Annotated in this window: 11 protein-coding genes and 1 pseudogene; 4 read left to right on the top strand and 8 right to left on the bottom strand. The window is 69.5% G+C overall.

Going from position 1 to position 19,237, the window contains the following annotated elements; all coding sequences use genetic code 11:
- Position 1 precedes the first annotated feature (1 nt).
- Positions 2-1,966: a TIGR03960 family B12-binding radical SAM protein gene (locus tag V8690_RS14105; RefSeq protein WP_338778914.1), complete on the top strand. Its 1,965-nt coding sequence runs from the start codon at positions 2-4 to the stop codon at positions 1,964-1,966.
- 685 nt (positions 1,967-2,651) lie between these two features.
- Here V8690_RS14105 and V8690_RS14100 read toward each other — a convergent pair.
- Positions 2,652-3,332: a response regulator transcription factor gene (locus V8690_RS14100; RefSeq protein WP_338778912.1), complete on the bottom strand. Its 681-nt coding sequence runs from the start codon at positions 3,330-3,332 to the stop codon at positions 2,652-2,654.
- Between the two features lie 2 nt (positions 3,333-3,334).
- On the bottom strand, positions 3,335-4,633 hold the full coding sequence (locus V8690_RS14095; protein WP_338778910.1) for a histidine kinase: 1,299 nt from the start codon (positions 4,631-4,633) through the stop codon (positions 3,335-3,337).
- A 220-nt stretch (positions 4,634-4,853) separates the two neighbouring features.
- Between V8690_RS14095 and V8690_RS14090 the strand changes: the two genes are divergently transcribed.
- Together V8690_RS14090 and V8690_RS14085 are read left to right on the top strand one after the other, a co-directional pair.
- Entirely contained in the window at positions 4,854-5,546 is a 693-nt protein-coding gene (locus V8690_RS14090) for an ABC transporter ATP-binding protein (protein ID WP_338778908.1), read from the top strand.
- The gene (locus tag V8690_RS14085) at positions 5,543-7,963 is read left to right on the top strand and encodes an FtsX-like permease family protein (protein ID WP_338778906.1); all 2,421 of its coding nucleotides are present in this window, start codon (positions 5,543-5,545) and stop codon (positions 7,961-7,963) included. The genes V8690_RS14090 and V8690_RS14085 overlap by 4 nt, the downstream gene beginning before the upstream one ends.
- Before the next feature lie 414 nt (positions 7,964-8,377).
- Here V8690_RS14085 and V8690_RS14080 read toward each other — a convergent pair.
- From V8690_RS14080 to V8690_RS14055, 6 genes and pseudogenes are all read right to left on the bottom strand, one after another.
- Positions 8,378-8,784, bottom strand: a pseudogene (locus V8690_RS14080) (YciI family protein).
- Between the two features lie 104 nt (positions 8,785-8,888).
- Positions 8,889-10,616: a trehalase family glycosidase gene (locus V8690_RS14075; RefSeq protein WP_338778904.1), complete on the bottom strand. Its 1,728-nt coding sequence runs from the start codon at positions 10,614-10,616 to the stop codon at positions 8,889-8,891.
- Between the two features lie 98 nt (positions 10,617-10,714).
- Positions 10,715-11,539 (bottom strand): carbohydrate ABC transporter permease, encoded by an 825-nt coding sequence (locus V8690_RS14070; RefSeq protein ID WP_338778902.1) that lies wholly within the window; start codon positions 11,537-11,539, stop codon positions 10,715-10,717.
- Positions 11,536-12,507: a sugar ABC transporter permease gene (locus V8690_RS14065; protein ID WP_338778900.1), complete on the bottom strand. Its 972-nt coding sequence runs from the start codon at positions 12,505-12,507 to the stop codon at positions 11,536-11,538. Before V8690_RS14065 ends, V8690_RS14070 begins: the two co-directional genes overlap by 4 nt.
- A gap of 20 nt (positions 12,508-12,527) precedes the next feature.
- Positions 12,528-13,775, bottom strand: coding sequence for an extracellular solute-binding protein (locus V8690_RS14060; protein ID WP_338778899.1), 1,248 nt, complete (start codon positions 13,773-13,775; stop codon positions 12,528-12,530).
- A 204-nt stretch (positions 13,776-13,979) separates the two neighbouring features.
- Positions 13,980-15,059: a LacI family DNA-binding transcriptional regulator gene (locus tag V8690_RS14055; RefSeq protein ID WP_338778898.1), complete on the bottom strand. Its 1,080-nt coding sequence runs from the start codon at positions 15,057-15,059 to the stop codon at positions 13,980-13,982.
- Between the two features lie 444 nt (positions 15,060-15,503).
- On the opposite strand from V8690_RS14055, the gene V8690_RS14050 reads away from it, so the two are divergent.
- Positions 15,504-19,145, top strand: coding sequence for a LamG-like jellyroll fold domain-containing protein (locus V8690_RS14050; protein WP_338778896.1), 3,642 nt, complete (start codon positions 15,504-15,506; stop codon positions 19,143-19,145).
- The last annotated feature ends 92 nt before the right edge of the window (positions 19,146-19,237 follow it).

Below are 19,237 nucleotides of genomic sequence, written 5' to 3'. Positions count from 1 at the left end.
CATGCCTGCCGAAGTCGCTGCGTCGGTGTTCCCGCAGCTCGAAGCTCTGCTCCCGCATGTGCAGAAGCCGATCCAGTACGTCGGCGGAGAACTCAACTCCACGGTCAAGGACTGGGACTCCTGTGACGTCCGCTGGGCGCTCATGTACCCGGACGCCTACGAGGTCGGCCTGCCCAACCAGGGCGTCCAGATCCTCTACGAGGTGCTCAACGAGCAGCAGGGCGTCCTCGCCGAGCGCACCTACAGCGTGTGGCCGGACCTCGAGGAGCTGATGCGGGAGCACGGCGTCCCGCAGTTCACGGTGGACAGCCACCGGCCCGTGAAGGCCTTCGACGTGCTCGGCCTGTCCTTCTCCACGGAGCTGGGCTACACGAACATGCTGGCGGCCCTGGACCTGTCCGGGATCCCCCTGGAGTCCAAGGACCGCGGCCTGGACGACCCGATCGTCATGGCCGGCGGCCACGCCGCGTTCAACCCCGAGCCGATCGCGGACTTCATCGACTGCGCGGTGATCGGCGACGGCGAGCAGGCCGTTCTCGAGGTCACCGCGATCATCCGCGCCTGGAAGGCGGAGGGCCGCCCCGGCGGCCGCGAGGAGCTCCTCTTCCGCCTGGCGAAGACGGGCGGGGTGTACGTGCCCGGCTTCTACGACGTCGAGTACCTGCCGGACGGCCGTATCGCCCGAGTCGTACCGAAGCGCAGCGGTGTCCCGTGGCGGGTCTCCAAGCACACGGTGATGGACCTCGACGAGTGGCCCTACCCCAAGCAGCCCCTGGTCCCGCTCGCGGAGACGGTCCACGAGCGCATGTCGGTGGAGATCTTCCGCGGCTGCACCCGCGGCTGCCGTTTCTGCCAGGCCGGCATGATCACCCGCCCGGTCCGCGAGCGCTCCATCACGGGCATCGGCGACATGGTCGAGCAGGGCCTGAAGGCGACGGGCTTCGAGGAGGTGGGCCTGCTGTCCCTCTCCTCGGCGGACCACTCGGAGATCGGCGACATCGCCAAGGGCCTCGCGGACCGCTACGAGGACGACAAGATCGGCCTCTCCCTCCCGTCCACCCGCGTGGACGCCTTCAACATCGACCTGGCGAACGAACTCACGCGCAACGGCCGCCGCTCCGGCCTCACCTTCGCCCCTGAGGGCGGCTCGGAACGCATCCGCAAGGTCATCAACAAGATGGTCTCGGAAGAGGACCTGATCCGCACGGTCGCCACGGCGTACGGCAACGGCTGGCGCCAGGTGAAGCTGTACTTCATGTGCGGCCTGCCGACGGAGACCGACGACGACGTCCTCCAGATCGCCGACATGGCGACGAAGGTCATCGCCAAGGGCCGCGAGGTGTCCAAGTCCAACGACATCCGCTGCACGGTCTCGATCGGCGGCTTCGTCCCCAAGCCCCACACCCCCTTCCAGTGGGCGCCGCAGCTGTCGGCGGAGGAGACGGACGCCCGCCTGGAGAAACTGCGGAGCAAGATCCGCGGCGACAAGAAGTACGGCCGCTCCATCGGCTTCCGCTACCACGACGGCAAGCCCGGCATCGTCGAAGGCCTGCTGTCCCGAGGCGACCGCCGGATCGGCGCCGTCATCCGCGCGGTCTACGAGGACGGCGGCCGCTTCGACGGCTGGCGCGAGCACTTCTCGTACGACCGCTGGATGCGGTGCGCCGAAAAGGCGCTGGCCCCCTTCGGCGTCGACGTCGACTGGTACACGACCCGTGAGCGCACCTATGAGGAGGTCCTCCCCTGGGACCACCTGGACTCCGGCCTGGACAAGGACTGGCTCTGGGAGGACTGGCAGGACGCCCTCGACGAGACGGAGGTCGAGGACTGCCGCTGGACACCGTGCTTCGACTGCGGGGTCTGCCCGCAGATGGACACGGCCATACAAATCGGCCCGACCGGGAAGAAGCTGCTGCCTCTCTCGGTCAAGAATGCCGCGCCGGCGCCGAGCGGGCACGAGCACTGAGGTGAGTGACGCACTCGTTCGGGTGATGGATGCCCTGGCGGGGGCGAGTGAGGACGAGGTGGCCGCTGCGCTGGCTGCTGTCGAGGCTACGAGCCGTCGGCAGCCGGTGCAGCAGAGTGGGCCTTGTACGCCTCTGCCGGGCCCGGGAGGGGCCTCGGTCATCCGCTCAGAGGTGGTGTGGGTCTGAGGCTCTCGGAGCCTCGCTGAAGCGTTTCTGGCGACTACTGAGCCCCCTTCGAGCCGTAGGGGGCTCAGTAGCGTCGGCGCTCGATGACCTGGCAGGCGTCGACGTCGCGCCTCGGAATGCGCCCCTGGGGTGACGGCATGACGGCTGACGCTTACTTGGTGATCCGCTGCGACGCCGGAAACCCTGCCAAGACCGAAGGCCGCTGCGGCTCTGAGGACAGTTGGCCGGTCCGTGTCAAGAGCCACATCGAACTTCAACTCACTGGCTGGGCGTCCGGCTGCGGCCGGTCCCGCAAGAGCAAACCAGAACGGGCCGGCGCGGCGCTGTTCAAGCCGCTACGGCAGCTGTTCGAGCCCGTCAACCAGACCTGCCGGGGCAGCAGTCCGCGTCGTGCAACGACTCCTCGCTCTGACCACCGCGATCTGGCACAACCACCACACCGACCAACCAGTCTTCCGGTCACTGACCGGCTACGACCACTGACCTTGGATCAATCATCTAGGCGCCCCCACCCGGGGCGATCAGCCCCGTCTCGTAGGCGAAGACGACGGCCTGGACGCGGTCGCGCAGGTCCAGCTTCGACAGGATGCGGCCGACGTGGCTCTTGACCGTGGTCGGGCTGAGGAACAGCCGGGAGGCGAGTTCGGCATTACTGAGGCCCGTCGCGAGTAGGCGGAGCACCTCGAGCTCGCGCGGGGTCAGGCCGGACAGATCGCGGTGCGGGGCGATGGTCTGCGGTTCGTCGTGATGGGCGAAGCGCTCGATCAGCCGACGAGTGATCGTGGGCGCGAGGAGAGCGTCGCCGGTCTGCACCAGGCGTAAGGCGGAGACCAGATGTTCGGGGGTGACGTCCTTGAGCAGGAAGCCGCTGGCGCCGGCTGTGAGCGCGGCGTAGACGTAGTGGTCGAGGTCGTATGTGGTGAGGATGATGACCCGCGTTCCGTCCGGGCTGGCGTCGCCGATGATGCGCCTGGTGGCCTCGATGCCGTCCATCTCCGGCATCCGGATGTCCATGAGGACGACGTCGGGCCGCGTTTGGCGGACCGCTGCGACAGCCTCGGCCCCGTCGGCCGCCTCGGCCGTCACTTCGATGCCGTCCGCGGCCAGGATCATCTTGAAACCGGTGCGGACGAGGGCTTGATCGTCGGCGATGACGGCGCGCAGCGGTGGCTGGTCCATATTCATACGGTGCTCCGCGGGATACGGGCGGTCACCCGGTAGCCGCCGGCGTTTGTCGGCCCAGCCGTCAGCTCGCCCTTGTAGACGGCCAGCCGCTCGCGCAGCCCCATGTGGCCACGGCCGTTGCTCCCGACCGGCGGGGAATCCCTGGCGCCGCCGGTGTCCGTGACCTCGATCTCCAGACAGGCGTCGGTGTAACCAATGGCGACGGACGCCTGCGCGCCGCGCGCATGTTTGATCGTGTTGGTCAGCGCCTCCTGTACGACGCGATACGCCGCGAGGTCCACCCCCGGTGGCAGAGGATCCGGCGGCAACGACACCCCGACGCTCACGGGCGTACCGGCGGCGCGTACTCGTGCGACGAGCGCGTCGAGCTGTGCGAGCCCCGGCTGGGGCTCCAGGCCGTCGGGCTTCTCGTGGTCCGGGGCGGCCAGCAGGCCCATCACGTGGCGGAGTTCGGCCATGGCGGCCCGACCGCCCGCCTCGACGGCCAGCAGTGCCTCCTTCGACTGCTCGGGCGCCATGTCCATCACTTTGCGGGCCGCGCCAGCCTGGATCACCATCACGCTCACATTGTGGGTCACAACGTCGTGCAGTTCGGCGGCGATGCGGGCACGCTCCTCCTCGACGGCGCGGCGCGTGGCCTTCTCCTGAGCGGCCTGCAGTTCTGTCACCCGGTCCCGGCTGGACGCCAGCCGCAGTTGCAGAAAGCGGACGAGGCTGGCCAGCATCCCTGCCACCAGGAGCACGAATCCCGGGCTGGACCATCCGGGGAGCACGGGTTCCGCGTTGCGGAAAGCGAAACCGGACAGCGCGGCGGCGATCACCAGGACGGCGATCGCCGTTGTCCGGTAACGGCTGTATACGACGGCGCTGTATGCGCCGATGACACAGGTCAGGACGGTGATCCAGGAGGCGGAGCCGCCGATGGCCAGTGCTGCGCCCAGCACCACCACGAACAAGGTCAGCGGATACCGGCGCCGGGCTGCCAGCGGCAGCGTCGACAGGACGACCAGGGGCCAGGGCACGGAGGAGGATTCTTCCTCCACGGGCACATGACCAGGGTCGGGCGGCGAGGGCGGGGCCGGGACCCCGGTCCCGACGTCCACCGTAGGGGGGTCGATGTTCACCGGCCCGTCGCCGGGATAGCGCACCGCCACGAACAGGGCAATGACGGTCAGTACGAACGCCAGCACCACATCGGCGCGCACCGCTCGCCGGGACAGCGGGGCGGCCTTCGCCTCCGGGCGTAGCGCGTCGATGAGTTGCTGATGCCGGCTACGCCGGTCTTCCGTCTCCATCCGTGCATTGTGCTGCGCTCTCCGCCCGGCCCGCGTCCACCTGTCCGGCCAGGGCATTGCCCTGGAGGCCTACTTCTCAGGGATGACTCCGCGGCCGAACCCTCCGCGGGAAGGACCTGATGTTGGTTCCGCGGCCGACGCGCCCCATACGCGGCACCTCTAGGTTCGCAGGACCGGCAACGGCATGTGCCTCTCGCGACCGCAAGGACGGACAACTGATATGCATCAAGTGATCGAACTGGAGGGTGTGGCGAAGCGCTACGACAGCGCTGGCGCGCCGGCGCTCGGACCGCTCACGCTCAGCGTCGCCAAGGGTGAGGCCCTTGCCGTTACGGGCCCTTCCGGCAGCGGCAAGTCCACGCTGCTGAACCTTGTCGCTGGCCTGGACAAGCCGACCGATGGCGCCGTGATCGTGGCCGGGCGACGGATCGACCAGTTGAGCGAGCATGCCCTCGCCAAGTTCCGTCGCGAGCACATCGGCATGGCCTTTCAGTTCTTCAATCTTCTCGACGACCTCACCGTTACCGACAACATTCAGCTCCCCGCCCAGCTGACCGGGACCAGTCGGCGCAAGGCCGCGGCCCGCGCGGGTGAGCTCATGGAGATGCTGGGCATCCTGGAGCATGCCCGCGCCTACCCGGGCCGATTGTCCGGAGGTGAACGCCAACGGGTCGCAGTCGCCCGGGCGTTGGTCAACCGGCCCGCGCTGCTGCTCGCCGACGAGCCCACTGGTGCGCTCGACACCGCCTCGGGCCACGACGTCCGCGATCTGCTGATGGATCTGCACCGCGCCGGACAGACCATCGTGCTGGTGACACATGACCTGACGCTGGCGAAGGCGTGCGCGAGCCGCACCGTTCACCTGGTCGACGGTCACGTCGCCCTCGACTCTTACGCGCAGGCCGTCCGATGAGCCTGTTCGGTACCGGCGCGCTGGGCCGGGTCGTACGTTCCGGCGTCGACCGACGGCGGGTGCAGACCGTGGCAATCGCCGTGGCCACGATGATGGCCGTGGCCTCGGCCGTGGTCGCCGGGTCGCTGATGGTCGCCGCAGCCGCGCCCTTCGACAAGGCCTTCAAGAAGCAGCAGGGCTCGCACATCACCGCGCATTTTGATCCGGCCGAGGCGAGTGCGGCGCAGCTGGCGAAGACCGGGAAGGTGCCCGGCGTCGCCGCGAGCGCGGGACCGTACCCGTCCACGACGGTCCGCCCGGTGGACCGGTCGGGCTTCCAGCTGCCGACGCTGACCCTGGTAGGGCGGTCCGGTCCTGACGGTGCCGTGGACCGGGTGGATCTGAAGGCGGGTCGGTGGGCGCAGAAGCCCGGCGAGATCGTGCTCGACGCGTCGTTCGAGGGGCCCGCCATCGGGATCGGCAGCCCCATGAAGACGTCGAAGGCCAAGGACGCCCCGACTCTTTCGATCGTCGGCTTCGCCGTGTCGGCCAGCAAGACCGCCGACGCCTGGGCGGTCCCCGCGCAGGTCGACGCGCTGGGATCGAAGGGCAACCCGGTCTCGAGTCAGATGCTCTACCGCTTCGACTCCGCGAGCACGAAGCAGCAGATCCTCGCCGGCCGGAAGAAGCTCGCCGTCTCCGTGGGGTCCGGAGCGCTCCTCGGGACCCAGTCCTGGCTGGACACCAAGCGCGCCGCTGATCAGGGTGCGGCGGCGACCGTCCCGTTCGTGATGGCTTTCGGTGCGCTCGGCATCGTGATGTCGGTGATCATCGTCTGCAGCGTGATCAGTGGCGCGGTCGGCACCAGCCTGCGCAGGATCGGCATCCTCAAGGCCATCGGCTTCACTCCGCGCGAGGTCGTACGCGCCTACGTGGCCCAGGCGCTGATCCCGGCCGTCGTCGGCATCGCCCTGGGTGTCTTCCTGGGCAACCTCCTGGCAGTGCCGCTGTTGTCCGACACCGAGTCGGTGTACGGCGGCGTCTCGCTCTCGGTGGCCTGGTGGGTGGACATTGCCGTGCCGGCCGCCGCCCTGGTCGTCGTGGGGCTCGCGGCGCTGATTCCCGCGTTGCGGGCCAGCAGGCTGCGCACGGTCGAGGCCCTCGCGGTCGGCCGGGCGCCGCGCACGGGGCGCGGCCAGTGGGCGCACCGGGCGATGGGGATGCTGCCGCTGCCGAGGCCGGTGACCTACGGTCTCGCCACCCCCTTCACACATCCGGTACGTACCCTCGCGATGCTGCTCGCGGTGGTGTTCGGCACAGTCGCGGCGACGTTCGCGGTGGGGCTGACCTCGTCCCTGAAGGCGATCGGCACCTCGCAGGACCCCGAGAACCGTGCCGCGGTCACCGTCACGACGACCAAGGCGAGCGAAGTCGCTCCCCCGCCGCCGCCTCCTGTCGGGGGCGACGCGGGAGATCCGCCTCCCGCCGAGATCAGCGCTGCGAGCACGTCCAAGAAGCCCAAGGCCGCCGACCCGGCGATGGTGCGGTCCGCCATCACGTCGCAGCCGGGCACGGAGTCCTACTATGGCAAGGCCAAGACCGAGGTTGCCGTGGCCGGGGTCTCAGGATCGATCAAGGCCAGCCTCTACGAGGGCGATTCGCGCCCCGGCAGTTACGAGATGCTCTCCGGGCACTGGATCACCGGCAAGGGACAGGTCGTGGTGCCCTCACGCTTCCTGGAAAGGACCAGCACCAAGCTCGGTGACACGGTGCGGGTGACCTACGAGAAGGAGACCGCGAACCTGCGGATCGTGGGCGAGTCCTTCGACACGTCGGGCAGCCAGCTGGAGATCCACGCGGACATGGCCGACTTCGCGTTGGCCGAGCCCAGCACCTTCCTCGTCGAGACGAAGTCCGGCGTCTCCGGTGACGAGTACGCCCGGAAGGTCGCCGCGGTCGTACAGCCGCTGGGGGGCGACGCCACGACCGGCTCCGAGTCGGGGCAGGACGGCGTCATCCTCGTCATGGCCGCGATGGCGGTGGTGCTCACCCTCATGCTGATCATTGTGGCCGGTCTCGGCGTACTCAACTCCGTGGTCCTCGACACCCGGGAACGCATCCACGACCTGGGCGTCTGCAAAGCGATCGGCATGTCGCCGCGGCAGACCCTGAGCCTCGTGCTCGCCTCGGTGGCCGTGGTCGGCGTGATCGGCGGGCTGCTCGGCGTCCCTGCGGGGTACGCGCTGCACCACGTCGTCATGCCGGTGATGGGGCGTGCCGTGGGCACCAGCCTACCGCCGCTTGTCCTCGATGCGTATGGGCCTTTCCAGCTGCTCCTGCTGGCGCTCGGCGGGGTCGTGATCGCGATGTTGGGCGCGCTGATCCCGGCAGGCTGGGCCGCCAGGGCGCGTACGGCCACGGCGCTGCGCACCGAGTAGCGTCCGGCGGAGCGCGAGCTGCTGGGGCGGATCCGCCAGGTCCGCGGGGCCGGGCCGCCCGTACGGGCTGCAGGTGCCGATGCCCCCGTGCAGGCAGGCCCTCTTGAGAGGGACTCGGAAGGCCTGGACGGGGGCCGGCAGCAGGGCGGTGGCGGAACAGACGTCGTAGCGCCGTGATCAATGACGGCTGTCGTCCGTCACTCTCGGCAGGGAGATCGTCGGTAAGCGCTGACAGTAGGGCCCCCCGGGGCACTGGCTCCGGTGCCGAGGAGGGCCTGCGCAAGTTCGTCCGAGCCTCCGACCTCGTCCAGCGCGGACCGGCGACCACTCAGGAGCCCGACCGTCGGCGGCACCGGTGGGCGGTGAGCACGCTCGGCGTGAGGCTCCGGAGCAGGCCCTCGCCCATCGGTGACGTCACTCCTTGATGGTGGGCGGTGTGCCGTAGAACGGGCGCACCTCCAGCCACTCGTGGATCGGCTTGCCGCCCGCACCCGGTGCGGCCGACAGCTCCCCGGCCAGCTCGACGGCCCGCTCGTGGCTGTCGACGTCGATCACCATCCAGCCGGCGATGAGGTCCTTGGTCTCGGCGAAGGGGCCGTCGGTGACCGGCGGGCGCCCCTCGCCGTCGTAGCGGACCCAGGTGCCCTCGGGGCGAGCGCCTGACCGTCGACGAACTCGCCGGTCTTCTCCAGCCGGGCGGCGAAGTCGGTCATGTACTGCACGTGGGCCGAGATCTCCTAAGGCGTCCACTGCTCCATCGGCACGTCGTTGACCGCCGCCGGGGCGCCGCGGTAGTGCTTGCGCAGCAGGTACTTGGCCATCGTGGTTCTCCTCGGTGCTGTGCGACCCATTGTGGTCGCGTTCACCCCGGGGACGGAGCCGGACGCGGGTTCTCGACATCGCCGACCGAATTGTTTCCGGGCTCTCAGCTCCTCACGGCTGCTTCCGCGAGGAGGAGGTAGCTGCTGGCCGTCCAGGTGTAGGCGCGGTCCCGTAGGCCCGTGCCCGTGAGCGCGTCGAAGTTCTCGGCGAAGCCGTGGGTCTCGCACAGGGTGCGGAAGCGGGTGCTGATGTCGTCGGCGAGGCGGTGGTGGCCGGCGCGGCGCAGGCCGTCTTCGATGAGGATCGTGGCGGGGGCCCAGATGGGGCCGCGCCAGTAGCCGTCGGAGAGGTAGTGCGGGGACGTCGGCAGCTCGGTGGCCAGGCCGTGCGGGGTCAGGTGGGCCGCGATGCGGTCGGCCAGGACGCCGCTGATCCCGGCCGGCAGGTGCTCGCCCAGCACGATGGGCATCAGGTCGAGGAGACCGGCGCTGTCCCAGGTGTTCCCGCTGTGGACGCCCCGGGCGACGAACCGGTCGCCGGTCCAGAGTTCGTCGAGCATCGCCGCCTGGGTCGCTTCGGCGGCCTGCTTCCATCGGTGGGCGTCGTCCGGTCTGTCCAAGTGCGTGGCCAGTTCGGCGAGTTCGTGGAGCTGGAGGGTGAGGAAGGCGGCCAGGTCCGCAGTGACGACCACGCGTTCCGGGTCGAAGGTGGTGGCGTTGTCCCAGCCGCTGTCGTTGCCGTGCTGGTAGTGGGGGAGCGCCGCGCCGGGGGCGCGTCGTGCGGTGAGCCAGAAGTTCGTCCAGCGCTCCAGCCTGTCGTAGGTCTCGGCCAGTTCCGGGCGGTCGGGCGGTGTGGTCATGCTGCGGCGCAGCCGGCCGAGTGCCCAGCCGTGGATGGGCGGTTTGACGAAGTTGTTCAGGACCTCGGAGTGGGTGACGGAGTCGGGCAGCGCCCCAGTCTCGTCCTGGTGGTCGAAGGGCAGGTGGTACTGGTCCCAGGCCAGTTCGGGGCACCCGGGGGCCAGGGCCAGGGCGTTGAAGCAGTGGTCCCAGCTCCAGACCTTGTCCATCCAGTGCTTGGACATCAGGACGCCTGGGCGGGAGAGCAGTCCCGCGGGGCGCACGGTCGCGGACCATACGACGTACGCGGCGAGTTCGGCGGCCGGGGTGGCGGACGAGCGCCATGGGGCCACCGTGTCGACGAAGTCCGCGAAGGAGTTCCGTGCCGTCTCGACGATCTTGCCGAAGGTCACCGTCGACGCGTACGGCGGACGGGCGGTGTCCAGTTCCTCGACCGCGATCTCCCAGGGGCCGTCCGCGTCCGCGGCGACGGTGAGGCCGCGGTCGGCGCTGCCCAGGGCCTGGTCGCCGTACGTGTGGGTCACCGTGCCGGACAGCACGGTGACGCGGTAGCGGCGTCCGGTCTCGTACGAGGTGAACACGTACGCGTCGGCGGCCGCGTCCCGGAAGTAGTACGTGCCGCTGAAGGGGGTCAGGGTGGCGGCAGCCGCGGCGACGCGCAGCGGCAGTGCGGTGCCGCGCAGGCGTACGGTGTCCGGTGACTCGTAGGCCAGATCGACGCGGCCGACCGCGCTGATCCAGCTCAGCAGGCCCGGTGTCGCCTCCACTCGGGTTTCGGCCCGCTCGCCTGTCGCGGCGTCGAGCGGCATCAGACGCAGCATGGCGTGCATGCCGTTCTGGTGCGAGACGAGGTGCAGGTCCTCGGCGCGAATCTTCTCCGCCACCACGGGGGAGATGTCGAACCAGGACCCGTACGTGCTGAACGGGATCTCCTGGACGGAGAAGGCCGGGCCGGATCGGTCGGCGGTCATGAAGTGTCACTCGTTTCTCGAGCAGGGATCGTCAGGGGGAGAGGGGGTGCCTCGGGATGCCCCTGTGGATGTCTGTCCTTGGATGTCAGTCCCTGGAATCAGTCCTTGACCGCGCCGGCGGTCACACCGGCGGCGACGTAGCGCTGGGCGAGGACGAGGATCACCGTGGCCGGCAGCGAGGCCACGACGGCGGTCGCCATGATGGCGTTCCACTCCTGGTTGTTGTTGCCGATGTAGTGGTAGATGCCGAGGGTGATCGGCTCGTGCGCGCCGCCGTTGACCAGGGTGCTGGCGAAGATGAAGTCGGACCAGGACCACAGGAACGCGAACAGGGACACCGTGACCACGGCGTTGCGGCTCATCGGCAGGACGATCGACCGGAAGGTGCGCCAGGGACCGGCGCCGTCCGTTTTCGCCGCCTGGAGCAGTTCGCCGGGGATGCCCGACATGAACGCGGTGAAGATCAGCACCGCGAAGGGGACGGCCAGGGTGGAGTCGGCGACGATCAGGCCGGGGACGGACTGGAGCATGCCGAGCTGGAGGTAGATGGCGTAGAAGCCCATCGCCATGATGATGCCGGGGATCATCTGCGCGGCCAGGAGCACGAAGCCGAGGACGCCGCCGCCGCGCGGGCGCAGCTTGGCCAGCGCGTAGCCGGCGGGGGCGGACAGGACCACGGTCAGGGCGACGGTGCCCAGGCCGATGACGAGGCTGGTGCCGAGGTAGGGCAACTGCTCGTCGAGGACCGTGCGGTAGCCGGACAGGGTGGCGTTGACGGGGAACAGGTCCGGTGGGCTCTTGCGCATGTCCTGGTCGCGTGTGAGGGACACGTTCAGCATCCAGTAGACCGGGAAGAGCATGATGCCGGTCAGCAGGACGCCGACGGTCGTCTTGCCCCAGGTGCGCTTGCCGCTTCGGCTCATGACAGCGCCTGCTTTCTCTGCACACGGGCGTAGACCAGGCCGAAGACCAGAGCGGCCACCACAAGCAGGTTGCCGACGGCCGCGCCCGGGCCGAAGGCGGGCAGCAGGTTGCCGAAGCCGAGCTGGTAGGACCAGGTGGCGAAGGTCGTGGACGATTCCGCCGGGCCGCCCTTGGTCATGATCCAGATGATGTCGAAGACCTTGAGCGTGTAGACCAGCCCGAGGAGAAGGGTGATCGCGGACACCGGGCGCAGGAGCGGGAAGGTGATGCTCCAGAACCGGCGCCAGGGGCCCGCGCCGTCGAGGGCGGCGGCCTCGTACAGGCCGGCCGGGATGGACTGCAGGCCGCTGTAGAGCACGACCAGGTTGAACGGGACGCCGATCCAGATGTTCGCGATGATCACCGAGGTGAGCGACCAGGACGGTGAGGTCAGCCAGTTCACCGGGTCGACGCCGACGGCGTGCAGGACCGCGTTGACGATGCCGGAGTCGCTGTTGAGCATCCATGACCAGGTGGAGGCCGACACGATCAGCGGCAGCAGCCAGGGCACCAGGAACAGCGCGCGCAGGGTGGCGGAGAGCCGGAAGTGCTGGTTGAAGAAGACCGCGAGCGCCAGGCCGATGGCGTACTGGAAGACCAGGCAGACGGCGGTGAACACCACGGTGTGGAGCAGGGCCGGGGCGAAGGTCGGGTCGTCGAAGACGGTCCGGTAGTTCTGCAGGCCGGTGAAGGGCGCGTCGCCCTGGACGAAGGAGCGGACCGTGTAGTTGCGCAGGCTCAGGTCGATGTTGCGGTACAGCGGATAGGCGTAGAAGAGGACGAGGTAGAGGGTCACGGGGGTGAGGAAGGCCCAGGCGGCCCACTGCTGGGAGCTCGGGCGGCGTCGTGCCGGGGGCGGTGCGGCCGGGGCCGCACCGCTGTGATCGGGCGCGGGCCGGTGATGCGGCACTCGTGTCGTGTGACTCATCGAGAGGCCCTGGTCAGCTGTCACTTGACTGCCGACTGGGCGGCGGTGAGCGCGTCCTTCGGGGACTTGGAGCCGCTGAGTGCGGACTGGACGGCCTTCCACATCTGCTCGGATATCTTCGGGTACTTGGTGCCCAGGTCGTCGCTGGTGCGGCCCTTGGCCGACCTGACCGCTTCCACCCACGGCTTGAGCTCGGGGTCGGCCGCCACCTGCTTGTCCTGGATCTCGGTGGTGGGGGCGACGTAGGAGAGGGTGGTGTCGGTTTCGTACAGGTTCTGGGTGCTGGTCAGGCAGGTCGTGAGCTTCTGCGTGGTGGTGTAGCGGCCGGTGTCGCTCTGGACCGGGACGGTGACGAACTCGCCGCCCGTCGGGGCCGCGGCGTTGCCTCCCCCGGAGGCGGGGATGGGCAGGACACCGTAGTCGAGGCCCGCCTTCTTGACGCCTGCGAGCTGCCAGGTCCCGTTCTCCGCGAACGCGTACTCGCCGGTCGCGAACTCCTGCCAACTGGTGGTCTGGGTGTTGTTGAGCACGGAGTTGGGGGCATAGCCCTTGTCCAGCCAGCCCTTCCACAGGGACAGCGCGGAGACGGCCGCGGGCGAGTCGAGTTCGGTCAGCTTGGCGCCGGAGCCCCAGAACCAGGGCAGGAACTGGAAGCTGCCCTCCTCGGTGCCGATAGCGGAGAACGTGATGCCCTTCTTGCCCGCCTTGTCGACCTTCGCCAGCGCCGCCGTCAGGGACGGCCAGTCCTTGACCGAGGCGACGTCGACCCCGGCCTCCTTCAGGACCTTCTTGTTGTAGTAGAGGGCGAGGGTGTTGGCGCCGATCGGCGTGCCGTACGTCTTCCCGCCCACCTGACCGGCCGCGAGCAGGTTGGGGTCGACCTTGGAGGTGTCCAGCTTGTTGTCGTCGGTGGTGGTGAGCACGCCCGCCTCGGCCAGGGTCGACACCACCGGGTTGTCGACGATGAGGAGGTCCGGGGAGTTGTCCTGCTGTGCCGCGAGCAGCGTCTTGTTGGCCAGGTCGCTGGTGTCGAAGCCGGTCCGCTTGATCTTCACGCCGGCCTTGGCGCCGCAGTCGTCCAGCAGCTTCACCCACGCCGAGCCCTTGGCGAACTGCGGGTACGGGTCCCAGACGGTGTAGGTGCCGTCGTCCGCCGCCTTCGTCCCGGTGCCTTTCGAGCCGGAGCCGCAGGCGGTGGCACTGGTGGCGACGGCCAGGGCGGTCAGGGCCGCGGCGGTCAGGCGGCGCCCTCTGGAGAAGCTGTTCATCGCGGGTTCCTTTGTTCTGGCATGCGGGTGCCGAGACTGTTGGCATTGCGGAGGCCGAGGCCGTTCCCGGCATGGGGTGCCGAGGCCACGGGGTTTATGGGAGAGGCGGACACGCGGACGGCCGACGTGCGGTGCGAGTGGTCGGCGAGGCAGGGAAGGACGGCGGGCAGGAGTGAGGGCGGGGGAGTCCCGCGGGGCATGTGGTCAGGGTGTTGTGTCGAGCCCGGCGTCCGCGACGGGCGTGGTTCCCGGGGGCCCGGCGTCCGGGGCTGGTGTGGCTCCCGCGGGCCCGGTGCTGGCCCGCAGGGAGATGGGCGGCGTGAGGAGGTGGTGCCGGGGCGGCGCGCCGGGGTGGTCGAGCCGCTCCACCAGCAGGTCGACGGCGAGCCGGCCCAGCTCGGCCGCCGGTACGTTCGCCGCGGTGAGCTGCGGGGTCACCGTCTCCGCCCAGTGACCGGCCACGACCCCGGTGACGGAGAAGTCGCGCGGCACGTGGCGGCCGGCCAGGGCCAGCCCCCGGTAGAGGCCGCCCACCGCGGCCTCGTTCAGCGTGACCAGGGCCGTGGTGGCCGGGTCGTCGCGCAGGATCCGTTCCACACAGGCCTGGCCCGAGGTGGCGTCGTCCCCGCAGCAGTACGTCCGGACCGTCAGCCCGCGCTCGGCCGCGGCCTTCGTGAAACCGTCCAGGCCGCGGTGCGCGGACTCGTATCCGGCCCGCAGCAACTGCTCCGGACGGTTGACGAAGGCGACCCGGCGGTGGCCGAGATCCGCGAGGTGGTGGACGCACGCCTCCACCAGCGCGGTGTGGTCCAGGCTTACCCACCAACCGCCTTCGGGACGGGCGGTACGGCCGATGGTGACGGAGGGGAAGCCCACCGCGGCCAGATGGTCCACCCGGTCGTCCTCCAGCTTGATCTCCATCAGGATCGCGCCGTCGACCCGCCGCTCCCCCAGCAGCCGCTGGAAGGAACGGTCGCTGTCCACCCCGCTGGGGGACAGCAGCACGTCGTAGTCGTAGACCGCGGCGGCCTCCACCACGCTGCCGATGAAGTCCAGCTGCATCCCCGTGTAGTGGTTTCCGGCCGGCGGGAAAACCAGGCCGAGGGTGCTGGTCCGACCGTTGGCCAGGGCGCGGGCACTGGCGCTGGGCTGGTAGTCCAGCTCGTCGACGACCTGCTGGATCTTCCGGCGCGTGTCGTCCGACACCGGGCGCTTGCCGCTCAGCGCGTAGGACACGGTGCTCCGCGAGACACCGGCCCGCCGGGCGATCTCACCGATGTTCACGGCGACTCCTTGCACGAAGATCGAACCGGTTCGACACCTCGGGCGAGGAATCGTCCGCCGGTCGGGACGGGATGGCAGGGGACGAAAAGGGACGACCGGCAGTCGAACCGGTTCGCGTGACAGCGAAAGTAGGAACTGTCCGCTCGCCTGTCAACACCCCGGGCGCACTTCTCCTACCGGACATGTGAGACCGCGAGATCCCCGTGTTCAAGGGATTGCTGGCCGGGTGTCCCGGTGCTAGCTTCGCCGAACCGGTTCGACGCAGCGACCTTTCCGGTCCGCCGTGGGCCCGCTGCGCGCTCGCGAGCCGAGGAGCCGCCACACCCGCCACCCCCCGATCCGTGTCCTTCCTCTTGGCGCGCCTGCATCGAACCGGTACGACGAGCACGCCGACCGAGGAGGGCCGACCGGAACCCGTTACTCGACGATTGAGGAACGCCATCCATGCCATCCGCTGACAGATCCACGCGGCGCCGGGTCCCGGCCGCCGTGGCACTGACCCTCGGGGCAAGCCTGCTGGCCGCACCGGCCGTCCCCGCGCAGGCGGCCGAGGCACCCCAGCCCACCGCCCGCTACACCTTCGACCAGGACGACCTCGCCTCCGGCAGGATCACCGACAGTTCTGGCAACGGCCTGACGGCGAGCCTGGTGAACGCCTCGACCGCCCAGTCCGTCGAGGGCACGGGCGGCGGCAAGGCGCTCGCTCTGCCCGGCGGCGCACCCGACTCCAAGGGCGCGTACGTCCGCCTCCCCCGCGAAATCCTCGGCGACGCCACCGACCTGACGGTCTCCGCCCGCGTGAAGTGGAGCGACGACAAGTCCGCCTGGCAGCGGATCTTCGACCTGGGCACCAACAACACCAAGTACCTCTTCACCACCCCGTCCAACGGCAGCGTGCTGCGCACCGCCGTGACCACCAACGGAGGCGGCGCGGAGGCACAGGTCAGCGGCTACACGGCGCTCCCCGCGGACGGATGGCGGACCGTCACCGTCACCCTCGACAGCTCCGCCCGCCGGGTCACCACCTACCTCGACGGCGTGGCGGTCTCCTCCGCCGCGACCGACGTCAAGGCCAAGGAACTGCTGGACAGTTCGGCCACGGCCGCCGGATACATCGGCAAGTCCTTCTGGCCGGACCCGCTGCTCAAGGGCGCGATCGACGACTTCACCGTGTGGCACTCGGCGCTCAGCCCCGAGCAGGTGGCCGGTACGGTCGGAACCGTGCCCACGCTCCAGGAGCTCTCCAAGACGTCCTTCGAGGTCCGCACCACGACCGGCACCGCCCCGTCCCTCCCCGCCGCCGTCCGCTCCACCTTCTCCGACGGCTACGACCGTGACACCCCGGTCACCTGGGACGCCGTACCGAGCGACAAGTACGCCCAGCCGGGGACGTTCACGGTCGCCGGCACCGCGGCCGGACGCGCGGTGAAGGCCACCGTCACCGTGGTCCGCGAGGGGCAGCTCACCGTCGACCTCGGCTCGGACACCGGCAAGTTCCACGGCGGCGCCTCCGGCACCCTCTACGGCGTGTACGGACCGGACGTCCCCACCAACAACCTCATCGAGGGCATGGGCCTGCGCACGGTCTCCACCAAGGCGCAGGACGGCCCGCAGCACCCCGGTGCCGACGCGCTGGAGGTGGTGAAGCCGCTGGCCGACTCCACCGACGGTGATGTGTACATCTACATGACCGACATCCACCGCGGCTTCCCGTACCAGTGGCCGGGCGACACTCCCGAGGAGAAGCTCAAGCTCTACCGGGAGAAGATCGCGAGGCAGGTCGACCAGGTCCTGCAGCTGCCCGAGCAGTACCAGGACAACGTCGTCTTCGTGCCGTTCAACGAGCCCGAGGGCAACATGTTCGGCACCGGCGAGTGGAGCTACAACAAGGTCAGCTGGCTCAACGACCCGGACGACTACTTCGCAGCCTGGGACGACTTCTACAAGCTCATCAAGAGCAAGATGCCCGAGGCCCGCATCGCCGGCCCCAACACCAGCATCCTCTACGACCAGGTGAAGGGCTTCCTCACGCACGCCCTGGCCGCAGGCACCCTCCCGGACGTCATCACCTGGCACGAGCTGAGCCACCCGGAGGCGGTGCGCGACAGCGTCGCCAAGTACCGGGCCTGGGAGAAGGACCTGTTCAAGGGCACCGACCGTGAGGGCACCCAACTCCCCATCAACATCAACGAATACGCCTTCAACTACCACACCTCCGTCCCCGGCCAGATGATCCAGTGGGTGTCCGCGATCGAGGAGTCCAAGGTCGACGCCGACATCGCGTACTGGAACATCGACGGCAACCTCTCCGACTCCGCGGTGCAGTCCAACCGCGGCAACGGGCAGTGGTGGCTGCTGAACTCGTACGCCTCGATGAGCGGGCACACGGTGAAGGTGACCCCGCCGTTCCCGGGCGAGAACTACACCATGCAGGGCGTCGCCACGCTCGACGAGAAGAAGAAGCAGTCCCGGCTGATCTTCGGCGGCTCCACCGGCAAGGGCCACATCACCTTCGACAACGTTCCGAAGAAGCTCTTCGGCGACCGGGTGCACGCCTGGGTGAAGGAGATCGAGTGGAGCGGACAGGTGGGCGACAACTCCGGCCCGAAGCTGCTCTCGGAGCAGAACCTGAAGGTCGGTGACGACGGCAAGGTCGTCGTCGACTTCGGCGACGGCGCGCTGCCGAAGCTGAAGGAGTCCTCGTCCTACGAGATCGTCCTCAGCCCGGCCGGCAAGGCGAAGGGCACGCAGTCCCCGCCCGTGCGCTGGAACGCCTCGTACGAGGCGGAGGACGCGGCCCACACCGGTTCCGGTTACTCCAGGAACGGCCCGGAGGGCTCGCCCCGCGACGTGTCGAAGTTCTACACCTCCGGCGGCTACGACGTGGGCGGCCTGCGCACCGGCTCGGACGTCACGCTCGACTTCACCGTGGACGTGCCCGAGGACGGCACCTACGACCTGAGCGTCTTCGCCAACTCCCTCAACACCTTCGACAAGGTGAAGGAGCAGGGCCCGACCAACGTCTTCCTGCGCGTGGACGGCAAGGCGGACAGCGAGCAGGAGATGTACCTGCCGCTGGGCTACAAGTGGGTGGTGTGGGACCACGCCGACACCAAGGTGAAGCTCACCAAGGGCAAGCACACCCTGACGCTCGCCGCGAAGAGCGCCGACGGCAAGGGCGCCACCAAGGGCGACGCCATCGTCGACCGCCTGACCCTCTCCCTCCCGGAGGCTTCGGCCGGCACCCAGGTGTACGAGGGTGAACTGGCCTGGCTGGCAGGCGGGGCGCGTCCCGTCTACGACCTGCCGAAGCGGGCGGCCACCGGGTCGGGCGCGGCCCGACTCGCCAAGGGTCAGACCGCCACGTTCTGGGTTTATTCACCCGCCGACCGCGAGGCCACCCTCAAGGTCGACACCCTCGGCGGCGCGAACGCCCGGCTCTCCGTCAACGACCACGACGTCATGCGCCTGGCCAAGGGCAGGAACAGCGTGGCGGTCTCCCTCTCCGGCGGCGTCAACAAGGTGACGGTGACCGGAGGTTCGGCCACGACCCTGATCGACCGCCTGACGGTCACGCCGAGCCAGGGTGAGCTGCCGACGCGCACGTACGAGGCGGGCGACGCCGAGCTCGCGGGCTCGGCCACCCTGGCCCCGCTCTCGCTGGCCACCGACGGCACGGCGATCACCGGCATCGGCGGCGACCCCGGCAACGGCAACACCGCGACCTTCACCGTCGACGCCGACCGGGCCGGCCTGTACGCGGTGCGCGTCCGCTACTCCAACCCCGAGCAGGCCGAAGCCACCCACTACAACCCGGACCCGCTCGCCCGTCACGCCGACATCAGCGTCAACGGCGGCGAGTCGCTGCGGGTCGGCTTCCCGCACAGCTTCCACGAGAACAACTTCTGGGAGCTGACCATCCCGGTCCAGCTGAAGAAGGGGAAGAACACGATCGGTTTCCGCTCCGAGGAACTGCCGAACTTCGACGGCACCACCTACGCGTCGGACACCTTCCCCGGGGTGCTGCTCCGCTCCCGTTACGCGCCGCTGATCGACCGGATCACCGTCGCGCCGTACGCGCGGTAGACCGAGGTGTGAGAGGCGGGCCCCGAGGGGGACCCGCTGAACAGGCCGGGTCGGTGACACTCCCCCGGGGGACCGCCCCGGCCAGGTTCCCC

Source organism: Streptomyces sp. DG1A-41, from assembly GCF_037055355.1.
Classification (GTDB): Bacteria; Actinomycetota; Actinomycetes; order Streptomycetales; family Streptomycetaceae; genus Streptomyces.
Note: the sequence above shows the minus strand (reverse complement) of the source record. Positions and strands in the feature narration are given on the sequence as shown.